The organism is Paenibacillus sp. MABNR03 (genome assembly GCF_050455445.1).
GTDB classification, from domain to species: Bacteria; Bacillota; Bacilli; order Paenibacillales; family Paenibacillaceae; genus Paenibacillus; species Paenibacillus xylanilyticus.
In genome coordinates this window covers 494,835-509,396 of record NZ_JBCIYR010000001.1, presented here as the reverse complement: position 1 = coordinate 509,396, position 14,562 = coordinate 494,835, and the positions used below count along the sequence as shown (strand labels likewise).

The 14,562-nt window shown below is 48.7% G+C and carries 9 protein-coding genes; 2 read left to right on the top strand and 7 right to left on the bottom strand.

The window, feature by feature from the left end; genetic code table 11:
- Positions 1-30: 30 nt before the first annotated feature.
- The 3 genes from AAIH57_RS02230 to AAIH57_RS02220 form a co-directional block, all read right to left on the bottom strand.
- Positions 31-969, bottom strand: coding sequence for a hypothetical protein (locus AAIH57_RS02230; protein WP_430020393.1), 939 nt, complete (start codon positions 967-969; stop codon positions 31-33).
- 77 nt (positions 970-1,046) lie between these two features.
- Positions 1,047-1,787 (bottom strand): polysaccharide deacetylase family protein, encoded by a 741-nt coding sequence (locus tag AAIH57_RS02225; protein ID WP_430020392.1) that lies wholly within the window; start codon positions 1,785-1,787, stop codon positions 1,047-1,049.
- 391 nt (positions 1,788-2,178) lie between these two features.
- On the bottom strand, positions 2,179-2,682 hold the full coding sequence (locus AAIH57_RS02220) for a ferritin (protein ID WP_430020391.1): 504 nt from the start codon (positions 2,680-2,682) through the stop codon (positions 2,179-2,181).
- 171 nt (positions 2,683-2,853) lie between these two features.
- Here AAIH57_RS02220 and AAIH57_RS02215 point away from each other — a divergent pair, with 171 nt between their 5' ends.
- Entirely contained in the window at positions 2,854-4,116 is a 1,263-nt protein-coding gene (locus AAIH57_RS02215) for an amino acid permease (protein WP_430020390.1), read from the top strand.
- Between the two features lie 52 nt (positions 4,117-4,168).
- On the opposite strand, the gene AAIH57_RS02210 is transcribed toward AAIH57_RS02215, so the two are convergent.
- From AAIH57_RS02210 to AAIH57_RS02195, 4 genes are all read right to left on the bottom strand, one after another.
- Positions 4,169-4,288: a dihydroorotate dehydrogenase gene (locus AAIH57_RS02210; protein ID WP_175396277.1), complete on the bottom strand. Its 120-nt coding sequence runs from the start codon at positions 4,286-4,288 to the stop codon at positions 4,169-4,171.
- Positions 4,289-4,381: 93 nt separating this feature from the next.
- Positions 4,382-4,639, bottom strand: a complete 258-nt coding sequence (locus AAIH57_RS02205; protein WP_175396276.1) for a YolD-like family protein — start codon at positions 4,637-4,639, stop codon at positions 4,382-4,384.
- A gap of 155 nt (positions 4,640-4,794) precedes the next feature.
- Positions 4,795-6,486, bottom strand: a complete 1,692-nt coding sequence (locus AAIH57_RS02200) for a hypothetical protein (protein WP_430020389.1) — start codon at positions 6,484-6,486, stop codon at positions 4,795-4,797.
- Complete coding sequence (locus AAIH57_RS02195) at positions 6,483-13,202, bottom strand: DUF7507 domain-containing protein (RefSeq protein WP_430020388.1); 6,720 nt, start codon at positions 13,200-13,202, stop codon at positions 6,483-6,485. Before AAIH57_RS02195 ends, AAIH57_RS02200 begins: the two co-directional genes overlap by 4 nt.
- A gap of 221 nt (positions 13,203-13,423) precedes the next feature.
- Between AAIH57_RS02195 and AAIH57_RS02190 the strand changes: the two genes are divergently transcribed.
- On the top strand, positions 13,424-14,548 hold the full coding sequence (locus tag AAIH57_RS02190; protein ID WP_430020387.1) for a GGDEF domain-containing protein: 1,125 nt from the start codon (positions 13,424-13,426) through the stop codon (positions 14,546-14,548).
- The last annotated feature ends 14 nt before the right edge of the window (positions 14,549-14,562 follow it).

Below are 14,562 nucleotides of genomic sequence, written 5' to 3'. Positions count from 1 at the left end.
CACTCCCAGCCAAGCTATTTATTTTATTTATTATTTGACCGATACAACCATACCTAGTGCTTCATTGGGCACCTGATCCGTTTGAAGCTGGTGGATCTGATTGCCTTCCTGCCAGGAAATGGTGACGTTCACCGTTTTGCCGCCACTCGGATATTCCACGTTCACAAAGCCTTTATCCTTTGGAGCAGGCAGCGTATGTGACTCCAGGTACTCAACCATTTTCTTGGCTATCCCTGGATTGTTCATTTTGTCTTCGGAGACCGATCGGATTTGAAGCGTCCATCTGCCTTCCTTCCAGGTTAGATACTGACTCCCTGCAGCACCTTCAGCCATGCCTTTAATGCCATGCCCGAGGTCAACTGACATGTCTTCGGGAATATTACTCAGATCCGTATCGGGAAAAATCCCTTTGCTGTCCGGGTCCTTATCGCTTTTTACTTCAAAAGAAGCGAGCATGGATGGTGCCTTGCTGTTTGTAGCAGTCAAAGAAGCATCGTTTACCGGAACAGACTGATCTACCGAATAGAAATTCACTTTGAATGCATCAGCTGTATTTGAAGGAATGGCTGCTGCCAGATGTTTTCCTTTTTCCAGTGGAAATGAAGTCGGCAATACAGCATGTTTTAACTTCAACTGGCTGCGAACTTCCTGGACTACTTCGTTTGTGCTGGACTGACCTTGCGTTCCAAGGCTGCTTTCTGAACCGGAATTGGTTGTTTCACCTGCAGATGTACCGGTATCGCCAGAAGAATTACTACTATGATCATCAGTGCCGGCAGCAGAACCGCTTCCTTCGGTACCATTGGAAAAATCAGCTCCCCCACTACCGGATTGGGTTTGCCCACCAGCAGCTGAAGTAGATATGTTGCTTGCTTGTGACGCGTTGTTATCCTGTCCCCCACATCCTGCCAGTGCGAGCACCACTGCGGTGGTGACAGGAATGACTATCCAACGTTTTTGCTTTTTCATGATGTTGGCCCTCCTTGGTGTCTTTATTTCAATGATTCGTTTGCACAGATCAGATGCAACTCAATGAACCACCTGAATTAACGTTTATCGTTCCAAAAGTTGACCGGCTGCACTTTTTTGGTCAGAATTTCGAATTGATATCCTTCTGCCTTTAAGGTTTTCAACAATTTTGGAAGTACCTTTAACGTTGCTTCCTGATCATGCATCAGCACAACTGGCGCTGTACCCCTTTTTTGAACGTTGTGAATCTGCTTCATCACACTGTTGTACACCTTCTGATGGTCTTTCTTGTATTTCCAATCTTCGGAATCGACATTCCAATCCCACAAATGGAATCCTCCCTGAGCCAGCAGCACATTACGGTACGATGACTTGAGGTAAGGCTTACTGCCGTAAGGCGTCCGAACAAGACTTGTTTTTACTCCTGCCACTTTGTTCAACGCTGCATTCGCCTGCTGCATTTCTTTCAAACCGCTGTAGGCAGACTTATAAAACTTACCGGGTACATGTGTTGCGCCATGAAGACCCAACCCATGTCCGTCAGCAACAATACGTTTTGTCGCTTTCTGAAATTGCTGCATCTGTGGTCCAAGCATGAAAAATGTCGCTTTTGCATGATATTGATCCAGTATATCCAGCAGTTGTCCGGTGTGAGCGGTTGGCCCGTCATCGAAAGTAAGATATATGATCTTTGCATTCGCTTTTGCTCCAGCTAATTTGGAAGCACTTGGCTTCGCGGATACCGACTGAGGCAGCAGAAGTGGAATCATAAGTAAAATGGCAAGAGTGATGATCAACGATTTGCGGATATGTAACATAAATATAAATCTCCCTTGTGTCTAGTATTTCCCCGGGTGTCTACGAATTTTTCATTGCATCCCTTGGCGATATTCCTAATACTAACAAAAAGGACACGCTCCATTCTCGCTCCAAATGCTACGTTCGAGTTACACTTTTGTCAGATTAGCCAATGAAATAAAACGAAATTGATAGAATTGCAGCGAGAAAAACTCCCGTCAGGATAGATCAATTTTGACATATACTTCATTAACCGATTTTGTGAGATCTGATAGATTCATCTCAGAAATTATTGCTAGTTTTTAGAATTCGGGTTAAAAACACAGCAAAAAAGCTTGCACTAGGCAAGCTCTTCATATGTAGAACGATATACTCCATTACTGAGAATGGATACAAAAACGCAGTACTTGATTACTCTGCAGGAGCAGTGAACGAACGTTTACCAAATTCAGCATCAAGCATGTAGAATGCATTGCTGTCCTTTTCAATGCGCCGCAGCTTCTGAATAATGTTGTCAAACAGTGCTTCTTCCTCCACTTGCTCATCAATGAACCATTTCAGGAAATACATTGTGGCATGCTCACGCTCATTCAGGGCAAGGTCGGCCAGGTTATAGAATTTCTTCGTGTTTTGCTGCTCATGTGCATAACCGTGCTCAAACACATCCAGCATGGAAGTATATTCATTCTTCGGTTCTGGCAATGCCTCTAGTGTCGCGCGCTGTCCGCGATCGTTCAGGAACTTGTATATTTTCATTCCATGGAATCGCTCTTCTTCAGCCTGTACAATGAAAAAATTCGCGAATCCGTCCAGACTTTCACTGGAACAGTATGCTGCCATCGCAAGGTATACATGGGCAGAATAAAATTCAAAGTTCATCTGTTGGTTCAATGCCTGTGTTAGCTCTTTACTCATGATCGACACACCTCATGCTTTCTCTAGGAATGGTCCTATTCTATCATAATGAAGGTCTGACTGACATGGATTATCTACCAAATTGGCTAATGACTGAATTTATGTTCTTCTATATAATCAGAGAGTTATGTTTAAGTTGGATTCCAACTCTGGGAAAGTAGGTTAACACGTATGAGGAGTAATTCCATGCAGCTCAAAAAAACAATTGGCATGCCGCAGGCTGTTGCCCTCTATATCAGTGCCGTGCTTGGTTCAGGTGTGCTCATTGTTCCCGGACTTGCTGCGGAACTGGCTGGCCCCGCTTCGCTTCTTGCCTGGGGAGGAATGGTGCTGCTCATTCTTCCACTTGCCCTGTCTATGGGACTCCTGTCCGCTCGTTATCCTGATGCAGGAGGGGTGTCCCATTTTGTCACGCTCGCCTTCGGACCACGGGCAGGGGTGATTGTCGGATGGTTTTTCCTGATGTCTGTTCCCATCGGTGCTCCGGTAGCCGCCCTGACAGGTGCAGGATATATGACGGCCGCTCTGGGACTCGGTGAAGGTGCCCGAACGTTGCTTGCAGCCGTCATGCTAGCCGCCGGACTCCTCATTAATATTGTCGGTATGCAGTTGGCTGGCCGGGTACAGATTGCTGTTGTTCTCGCAATTGTCGTTGTGCTGGTTATGGCCTTTCTATTCGCTATACCCAACATGCAATCGGAACACTATACTCCATTTATGCCACATGGATGGCTAAGCATTGGCCAGGCGAGCGCCATTTTATTCTGGTGTTTTATCGGCTGGGAAGCCGTTTCCCACTTGTCTGAAGAATTCACCAACCCCCGCAAGGCTGCCATTCAGGGCGTGACCATTGCTGCTATTATCGTAGGGGTCCTGTACTTTTTGACCGCTCTGGCAACGGTCGGCACCCAAAGCTACCTTCATGGCGGCGCCGATGTCTCGCTCGTCTGGATTGTGAGTCAGGCTCTTGGCTCGTGGGGCGGCCTGCTTGCCGGGTTGACCGGAATATTCATCTGCACTGCGACCGTTATTGCTTACGCTGGCGCTGCTTCACGCGTTGCCTACGCACTTGCGAGACAGGGAGCTGCTCCACAATGGATGGCTCGCTTGTCCAGTCGGTTTCATACACCGATTGCTGCTCTCGGTTTCCTGGCGATCTGTTTTGCTCTGGTCCTCGTCATTTACGGGTCGGGGCTTGTATCGCTGACCACACTCATTCAGCTGCCCAATGCCACCTTTATTCTTACCTATCTTGGTGGGTGCGCAGCCGGAATCCGATTACTGAAGGGTAGCCGCATGGGCGTAACGATCAGCTGGATTTCCTTTGCAGTGACAGCGGTTGTATTTCCTTTTGCAGGCTGGGCCGTTCTCTATCCGGTTGTCATTGTGGTTCTATGCTGGCTTGTTAGCTTTAAACGACGTGCACGAATCTGAATAAAAAAAGCTCTGCCGGCATGGCAGAGCTTCTTTCATATGCAAGAACGTATTATACCAAGAACGCTTTGGAGATGATAACCAACAGGATGAACAAAACCAGAATGGCACCTACAGAAGTGAAACCTCCGTATCCGTAGCCTCTTGATTCTCCACCTAATACTTCGCTCATTGACCGTACCTCCTCTGCAACAGGTATGGGATATCTTATGCAGGAAGAACGGGTTTGACCGGGCGAATGCCCTAATATTTAAAATTACAACTCTTAATAACGGGGAGATTCCACCCGCATAATATCAAGAAAAGGTACTTTCGCCAGGAACTCCTCTTCGGTATGTTCTACATGAACCAGTCGTGTGCGGGAATCCAGCTTAACAATAACCCCTTGTACCTGCTCTTCCTTGCCCCATACCGTCAGCAGTACTTCCGAACGCTCATGATATGCTTCAACTAATTGATTCCCCAGCTCTTCCAGCTCAAACTCATCCCGGGTAGGTCTTTTTGCGACTTTTGCTTTTGCCAATGTGGCGGCCTCCTCTACAGCTAATCCGACGTCCCGATTCACGGGTTGTGTGCCGAGGGCATATTCAATTAGTATACCATTCATTTGCGTTCGTGTAATGTCATGACAACAAAATGGTGCAAATTTTCCAATTCATCATTGTAAGCTGCTGGACACTATTCTTCACCGTATTCTATAACGATGGTGTACTCGTTCGACCTTGCTTCGCCGCTTCGTTTCTGCCCGTTCATTTCATACGTAAACATAGCAGTCAGGAAACCTTTCAGCATTCCCGTCTCTTCCGGAGACAGTTGTGCTGCATAGGATATGTTTCTCTCTGCCCCTGGCCCCAGCTCCCCTAAATGCAGATACCTTGGCGTAGAGTATCGGGGGATACTCCACTTGACTTGACCTTCTGCTTGACCTCGCCATTTGGCTCCCGGAGGAAGAACTCCTGCGAGTTGTACTCGAGCAGACAGAGAACCTGTATTCTCAACTCGGACTTGAAAAGTAACTGATCCGCCCTGTTCGATTAAAACGGGTATCACTTCGACATATACCTTGATGATCGGGCTTTTCAGGTAGACTGTTGCTTCATTGGAGGCTGCCATACGCTGTACCATTCGTGAATCCGGCAGCCGATACGTATACAGGAGACGCGCCTGATTAACCAGCTCGAAGTAATTAGGCTGCGCTGCTCCTTGCTCCGCAATTTTGGCTTCAAATTGAATATTGATGACAGACCGTGCAGTCAGTGTTCCCAGGTTAAATCCTTTGACCGGATTGGCCCCGGGACGTTTGACACCATTCCAGCCGAGACTTCCTTCCACAAAAATCATTCCAGCAGGCAGTGAATCCGATACTTTGGCATCCACCGCATAATTGCTTTCATTCGAAATGGTAATGTCATATCGCACAATATCCCCGGCCGAGGCATTCACCGGAAGTACTCTTTTATAGATGGAAATCAAAGGCTGGATTACCTCAAGTGTGACTTCGTTTGAATAAACGGTTTCCTCCCCGCCTGCAGAAGTATACTCCAGCACCGCCTGAGTTGGTATGCTCTCTGCATCCCTTACCGCAACCACCTGGACCCGATATTGAATGCGAATGGAACTTCCAGGCTCGATGTCCCCGATTTCTATCCCGGAATCCGGTGTCATCTGGGGAGCGAACATGCCATTAATGACGACACTTGCAGGAATAAACACCAGCCCTGGGGTCAAAGCAACAGTCACCCTGGCACCAGCAGCTGTCAAAAATCCCGGATTGCTTACAACGACACTGTACAAAACAATATCCCCCGAGAAGGTCTGTATATGATCTGTCTGAAGGGCTACCTCCAAACGGGATGATGCGAGGGTGACCTCAACCGTATTGGAAAGTTCTCTGCCTGTAACCGTTCTGCCTTCTGGGGTTAAAAATTCATAATTTACCTGCGTCTGATTGAACAGCTTCAGTGACGTAGGCAAACGCACAATGGCCACTTGAAAGTGGTAGCGCATTGTGGCTCCCGGTGCCACCTCCGCAGGAGGCAGCCCAAGTTCGGGTGATGCCCCCGGTAACGGAATGCCATCGCGAAGTACACTGTTCGGAAGGAGTGACGTATCTTCCGAAAGCGGATCGACTACATAAACGATGGCTGTTCGATTCCCCGTATTCATAATCTCAATCTGGTAAGTTAGTGACTGCCCCAGTGCAGCAACGTCCACATTGCAGCCCTTTCTCACTTCAAGTCTGGGCCCAACCCATGGTGTAACTACGGTGTTGGAATAAGCCACCTGTTCCAGTTCAGTCATACCCGTGCTGAATCGAACCAGTGACTGATTCTGTAGCCAGTGGGACAACTGACCGGAAGATTGGCTCATATCACCACGACCTCTACTCTGAATGTAACGGTAACCGAAGCACCAGCAGCGATCGATCCGAGCGTTATTCCCGTATTCGGATTGCCGGTTGGCCTTGGCACTCCATCCACCGTTACGCTTCCGGTTACAAACACCGTTCCTACTGGTACTGGGTCCACCATGACCACATTATTGACCACTTCAATGCCAGCGTTCGTGACAACAACTGTATAGGTGATCACATCACCGACCACAGCATCAATGGCGTCAGTGCTTTTGACAACAGTCACGTTTGGTGCAGATACAGGAATCACCAGAACGTTGGAAGAAACGGTACCCGTCAACTGACGGCCATCCGGCGGACTGAATGTATAATTGACCACGGCCTGATTGATCAGCTGCTGATTCTGCGGTAATGAATCCACAGTAACTTCCAGGGTGACTGTCACATTAACGGAGCCACCTGGTGGTATGGTACCCACCACAATTCCGGCTTCCGGATTGGCACCTGGCTGTGGAACACCATCAATCAGGACACTGTTCGGAAGAAGCACAGCTCCATCCGGGATGTTATCCGTCAATGTCACATTTGCAGCAAGATTTCCGCTATTATTGATGGAGAAAGAATAAACGATGGTGTCACCGATCGTTGCATTGGACGTACTTGCCGTCTTGGACACGGCAATAATCGGTTGATAGATCGGTGTGACCACTGTATTCGAGTATGAAGCTCCCGAGAAGACACCCGAAGTGAAGCTTACGGATGATTGACTGCTTACAACTGGTGGTGCAGGAAGCGAATTGACGCGGACGGCATAGGATACTGCCACTGATGCGCCGGGTGCAATTGTGCCGAGAGCGATTCCCAAGGCGGGATTGGCCGAGGCACGCTGTACGCCGTCCACCAGAACACTTCCGGTGACAAATGTTGTGGCAGGATCGATCGGATCGCTCAACAGCACATTGTTAATGGGATCGATTCCGTTGTTGGTTACAACCATTTCGTATACGATCGTATCACCAACCACCGCATCTACCGCAGTTGTCGTCTTCGTTACACTTACATCCGGAGCAGACACCTGGATGTTGAGTGAATTGGATGTTAAACTGCCACCCAGTGTTCTTCCGTCTGGCAGCGTATACGTAAAGGTTGCGGAAGCCTGATTCATTATGGACTGGCTCAAAGGAAGGGTGACAATGACGACCGAGAACATGACCATGGTCGTTGTCGAAACGACGCCCAGCGGAATACCCGAGGCAGGATCAGCACCCGGTGCTGATGCACCATTGATAATAACGCTATTCGGTACAAGCTCGGTTCCGGCTGGGATTGTATCGGTCAACGTAACGGATGCCCCATAGTTCCCCGCATTGGAGATGGCGATGCTGTACACAACGGTATCTCCTACCGTGGCTATCGTCTGATCCCCCGTCTTGACCGCCGTCAGGATCGGCTGATACACCGGCGTTGTAACCGTATTGGAAAATGTTGTGGCTGAGAACACGCCTGATGTAAAGCTGACTGTGGACTGATTGTTCAAAACCGCACTTGCCGGGAGTGAAGTAACCTGCACACTAAATACAACGGTCACGGTAGCACCAGGCGCGATGGAACCGATGGTTATTCCGGTGGAAGGGTTGGCCCCCGGGCGGAGCACACCATCTACGAATACGCCGGTTGGCGCAAGGACAGTGCTTGCCGGTACTGCATCCGTGAAGACTACATTGTTCACCGTCGCAATTCCGTTATTCGTTACTGCAACACTGTATGTCACAATATCACCGACAGATACCGCCGTTGACGTCGTCGATTTCACCACATCGACGTCCGGAGCCGAGATCGAAATGGTCAGTACGTTGGAAAGCACCGAACCTGTAATGGTCCTTCCGTCAGGTAATGTGAAGGAAAGAGCAACCGAAGCCTGATTCACCAGCTGCTGTGGAGATGGCAAGGTATCAATAACCACAGAAAAGGTAATGGTTGTTGTTGCACCAGCTGCGATAGTCCCTGCTGCAATGCCTGTGGCTGGATTCGCGGCAGGCAGCGGCTGACCATTCACAATGACACTGTTCGGAACGAGAATGGTTCCCGCAGGGATATTGTCCGTCAGGTTAATCTGGGCACCATAGTTGCCGGTATTGGACACGTTGACCGTGTAGCTAACCGTATCGCCGACCGTAGCGTTTTGTGTACTTGCTGTCTTTTGTGCCGAGAGAATCGGCTGAAATACTGGCGTAACCACCGTGTTGGAAAATGTCGTGCTTGAGAATGCCCCTGAAGTAAAACTCACTGTGGACCGATTGCTCAGCTGGCCGCTTGGCGGAATCGCGTCGACACGGATACTGAAAGTAATGGTTGCGGAGGCTCCTGGAGCAAGTGTCCCCAGCGATATCCCCCCAGCCGGATTGGCTGCAGGTTGCACAACCCCATTCACTGTGACACTCCCTGCAACAAAGGAAGCTCCAGCTGGAATCGGATCAGAAAACTGAATATTGTTTACCGGTGCTATTCCGCTGTTCGTTACCAGAATGGAATAAGTGACGGTATCGCCTACAGTAGCCGCAGTCGAAATGGTACTTTTAACCACGGCAACGTTTGGCGACGAGACTGGAAACGTCAGTGTATTTGAAGTGGCTGTTCCTGTTAACGTTCGTCCGTCAGGAGGTGTAAATGTAAAGGAAGACGCAGCAAAATTGCTAAGCTGCTGCGGAGATGGAAGTGAATCCACAACAACGGCGAACGTGACAACAGCAGTCGCTCCCGCTGCAACAATACCTACCGGAATGCCCGTTCCGGGCGTCGCTCCAGGCTGTGGCACACCAGATACCACAACACTATTGGCCACTAAGGTAGTGGCGGCAGGAATGGTATCTGTCACCGTAACATTTGCCTCCAGATTGCCTGTGTTGCTGACAGTTACCGTGTATACAACCGTATCACCTACGGTCGCATTTATCGTATTTGCCGTTTTGACGAGTGTAATCTGCGGTTGTATGACCGGAGTCTGTGTTGTATTGGATGATGATGACCCCGAAAATGAACCGGATGTGAAGCTGACCGTCGACTGATTGTTAATCTGTGAAGGGATCGGCATAGTAATCGTCACCTCAAAAGTTACGGTAACCTCGGCTCCTGGAGCCAACGTACCGATTGGAATGCCGGCGGTCGGATTGGAGAGCGGGAATGAAATCCCGTTCACAATGACGCTTCCGGGTACAAATGGGGTATTCGGAGGAAGAGGGTTGACATATACCACATTGTTAACGGCTGCGGTTCCGTTGTTGCGAATAACAGATGTGTACCTGATGACATCCCCAACTACGCCGTACTCTACATTGTCACTGTTTACAACAGTTACATTGGGCAGAGATACAGGGATAGAGATGGTATTCGATGACGAGAATCCGGCAACGGTTCTCCCACTTGGGAGAGTGTAGGAGAATGAAGCCACCGCCTGATTAGTCAATTGCCTGGAATCCGGCAAACTTGTGACCGTTGCTACAAAGGTGACCGTTGCGCTTGATCCTGCAGCGATCGACCCCAGACTGATTCCGGCTGCCGGGCTTACACCAGGCGTAGGTACACCATTAATAATGACGCTGTTCGTACTGAATACAGCTCCTGCCGGGATCGGATCCGTCAAGGTAACTGTTGCGGCAATATTGCCTGTATTGTTGATCTGAAGACTGTAATTAAAAGAATCGCCTACCGTCAGATTGGTTGTGCTTGCTGACTTTACCACTTGGATTACAGGCTGGAATATGGGTGTACTTACCGTGACAGATGAAGAAACGCCATTAAAACTGCCTGACGTAAATGCTGCACCTGCCCGATTGGTTACCGAACCTGTGGACGGAACGGATGTTACTCTGGTCTGGTAGGTCACAGTCACACTATTTGAGCTGTTCAAGGTTCCCACAGCAATTCCCGTAACCGGACTTGCGCTTCCGGCAGCCGTTCCATTGATGGTGACACTGCCTGGCACGAACTCTGAGCCGGACGGCGTATCCGAAATAACGAGATTTTGTACAGCACTAATTCCCGCGTTCGTTGCAATAACGGTGTAGGTAAATACATCTCCTACAGTCGCATCCGGAGTATTTACAGTTTTGCTAATCGATATATTGGGAGCTGATGCAGAGATGCGCACGATATTGGATTGGCTGCTGCCTGAGAGATTTCGTCCACTCGGAAGCTGGTACGTATAACTTGCTGTACCCTGATTTTCCAGTGCTGGCGGAGATGGGAGTGTGCTAAGTGTAGCGCGAAACACCACTGTTGAAGTAGCTCCTGGCAGAAGACTTCCAAGCGTTATTCCGGTTAAGGGGCTTGTTCCGGGGCGTGCAGCACCATTCACAGTTACTGAATCCGGGACAAACGTCAGGCCTGCTGGGATTGTATCGGTAACCGTTACTTGAGCCCCTAAGTTTCCAGTGTTTGTCACTACCAGTGTGTAGGCCAGCTGGTCCCCCAGTGTTGCATTCGTTTGACTCGCCGACTTGTTGATGCCAATGATGGGCTGGTATGCAGGAGTTGTGATGGAATTGGAGTTGGAAATCCCTGTGAACGCACCTGAGCTATAGGACACGGAAGCCCGATTCAGCAGCGAACCTGATGCGGGCAAAGATTGAACAGTAACCTGAAACGTCACCGTTGCTGAACTTCCGGCAGCCAGTGTTCCAATAGAGATTCCACTGCCCGGGTTAGCAGATGATACGACAGTTCCTCTTACTGTCACACTGCCTGGAACCAATGTTGTTCCGGCAGGGAGAGAATCTGTGAGAATCACGTTGTTAATCGGCTGAATGCCGCCGTTGGTCGTAACCATGGTATAGGTAAACGTCTCACCTACGGCTACGTCGCTGACTGAGGCCGATTTTACCGCTGTTACATTGGGTAATGTCACCGGAATCGTCAAGGTGTTCGATGCTGTTGTTCCGGTTATGGTCCGTCCGTCAGGCGAGTTGAATGAATATGACGCAGTGGCCTGATCCACAAGGGTTGGTGGCGTAGGCAAGCTTGTAACGAGCACTTGAAAGGTTACGGTATTCGTGCTGCCTGCAGCAATACTGCCTAAATTAACACCAGCAGCCGGATTGGCTCCGGCAATTACATTTCCATTCAGAACGAAGCTGCCTGCTACATACGAGCTGCCACTCGGAATGTTATCCGTTAATGTAACGTTGGCAGCCACATTCCCTCCGTTGTTTACCTGAAGGGTATATGTTACCAGGTCACCTACCGTGGCATTGGTTGTACTCGCTGATTTCACAATGGACAGGTTAGGTGAATATACAGGGAGTGTGGAGTTATTGGACGGAATAACGCCTGTAATAATCGGCCCCCCTGCCACACTTTGAAACGTAAAGGCCGCATTTGACGAATTCACCAGCTGCAGGATGCTTGCATCCTGACCAATGAGTGCTCGATAGGTAACGACAATATTGCCGGACAGGTTTAATGATCCCAGCGGAATACCAGCAGTCACATCAAGTGTAGGACGGGACACCCCTGCAACGGTGACGCTCCCTGGAATAAACGTAAGTCCTGCAGGCAGTGAATCGGATAAAACCACGCTTGCCGCACTGGCAGTACCTGCATTGGTTACGGTGACGGTATAGAGAATGCTATCTCCTGCAACCGCACCAGTGGCTGTTGCCCCCTTCGCCACTGTAATTCTCGGTGCATTAATATCAACCTGAATGGCATTGCCGTTAACGATGTAGGCATCTCCCGAGGTTGTTAACGTCAACACTGCTGAAGACTGGTTATTAATCAGTCTCGCAGACACATCCACATTGGTGATATCCCAGCCTTGGCGTCCACCGGAAATGTTGGAGCCTGGTGCCCCATTAATCTGATTTCGGGTTCCAAATGTCCCTGTTGTGTTGAGTGCTCCCGTGTCTCCGTTGATTTGGGATGCAAAAAAATTGGCAGCGAGATTGTTGGGCCCCGACAAGGCAACCGAAGTAGTCGAGGTTGGTCCGAATAACGCCTGATCCCCTGTCCGATTCGCGTCTCCCTCTTGTGCACTGAACAGGGCTCTTCCTCCGAGCGCGCCGGAAACGGGAGTCGCAAATCCTGTCAGTGTGGTAACTACGGGCGGAGAAGTGGATTGGACAAGAACTCCCCCAGCACGCAGTGACATGTTCCGGAAAGGCAAATTGGGATTTTGATAAATGACTCCAAGCGTCCAGCCTGCGTGATTGGCTGTCGTATCGTTGTTGATGACGATCGTGCCCACAACTGCTCCAGTGATATATGTACCGGCTCCTCCATTTTGTACAAGCGTCGTAACATTGGCAGAACGCACATAGCCAGCAGCGCCGTTCCCCAGATCAAATTGATTGTATGTCACGGGGTCAGGAGTAACGCTGGATGTCCCTGCAGGTGTGATGAAAGTTACCGGATTGTTGATGGCTGCACTCAGGTTCACATTGCCATTAATATAACTTCCGCCCCAAATCAGTTCTGCATATAGTACAGTGCTGCCTGCAGGAAGAACAAGAACTGCAGCGGAGCTATTGCTCTGATACAAGCTTGTTGTACCCAATGGATACGTCCCAAAACTTACGGAGGCATTGGTCGTGGTGAAAGCCCCTATACTGTCCTGTGTACCGGGAACCCCAGTCGTATCGGAACGACTTAGTCCAAGCGTGTTACCCGTAAATGTTATTGCTCCCGTAGCGTTGACAGTTGAACGAACGACAAGAGGAATAGAGATCACCTCCTTCATCAAGGATTGCAATCATATGAAACGGAGCCTTGATCCAGTCTATGATGTTCCATCCGTAATTTGTTTGTCCCTTTGAAAACTTTCTGTCCCGTTCCTGTAACATATGTCAACTTTGTTTTCACCATATAATTTAAAGATTTGCGTTTTGCACAATCTGTTTTATAATCAACTAATACGAGAGTAATTCTGTCGTATCATTATGATGCAGTCAGCGGTGATATATGAAGAGTTTTTCAACAAATAGCAGCCATATTCCAACAGAGTATGAATTCAAGCATTCCAAATGGATTAAAAAAATGCTTCGTGCCTACTGGGTTGTCGTGATTACACATTTCGTTGTTCAGATCGGCTGTTTTCTGTTTCTGGAGTATGATCGCACTCCTGAAGATTTCATGATTCATGTTTTATTCTGGCCTACAGCCTCAAGTATTGCTTCCATTCTAATCGCCAGTTGGATCGACCGGCACTTCAGCTCATTCTCGTTCTATGCCATGTCGGCGGCCAGTACAGTTGTTGCGTGGACTATCATTCATGTCAATTACGACATTCGAATCATTCAAGCGATCAGTCTGCTGCCCATTTTCACGTCCGTTTTGTTTTTTAGCAAAAAGCGTGTCTGGATCGCATGTTTAATGCAAACGACAGGTTATATTTTGGTTCTTTTTGATTCAGGTTATCGTTCCTATCTGACTTCATTTGACATGGTCTCCATTCCAGCCTTTCTGATCGTGGGTACATATGTAGCCCAGGTCATTGTCACAAGCGGCGTGGAGGTGCTGGATGATCTGAAGGAGAGCATGTTAGCCAAACAGGAACTGATTGTACGTAATGCGATCATGACCAAGCAGTCCAAAACAGATGGACTTACCAATCTGTATAATCAGAGTTCTTTCAAGGACTATTACGATAAAGCGTATGAATATGCCAAGAGCGGGATGAGTCTTCACTTGGCTCTCATTGATATTGATGATTTCAAATCGATTAATGACACCTATGGTCATCGGGTAGGAGATACTATCCTGGAGAAAGTTTCGCTGGTAATTCAGGAGAACATCACTTCAAGCGATATTGCAGCACGCTACGGTGGTGAAGAATTCGCCTTGCTTATGTTTGAACAGTCTTTCGATCAGGCATATGCACTCGTGGAACAGATTCGTCAAAAAATTGCCCTAATGGGTCATCTGGAACTGGAAGGCCAATCCATTACCGTAAGCGTTGGACTCAAAAGTTTCAATGCGCGTCTAACCAAAGAGAAGCTGTTCGAAGAGGTAGATGCCTGCTTATACGCGGCAAAGCGAACAGGTAAGAATAAAACCGTTACCTCCCTTGACCTTGTTCAGGTTTAGGAAAAATAAAAGAG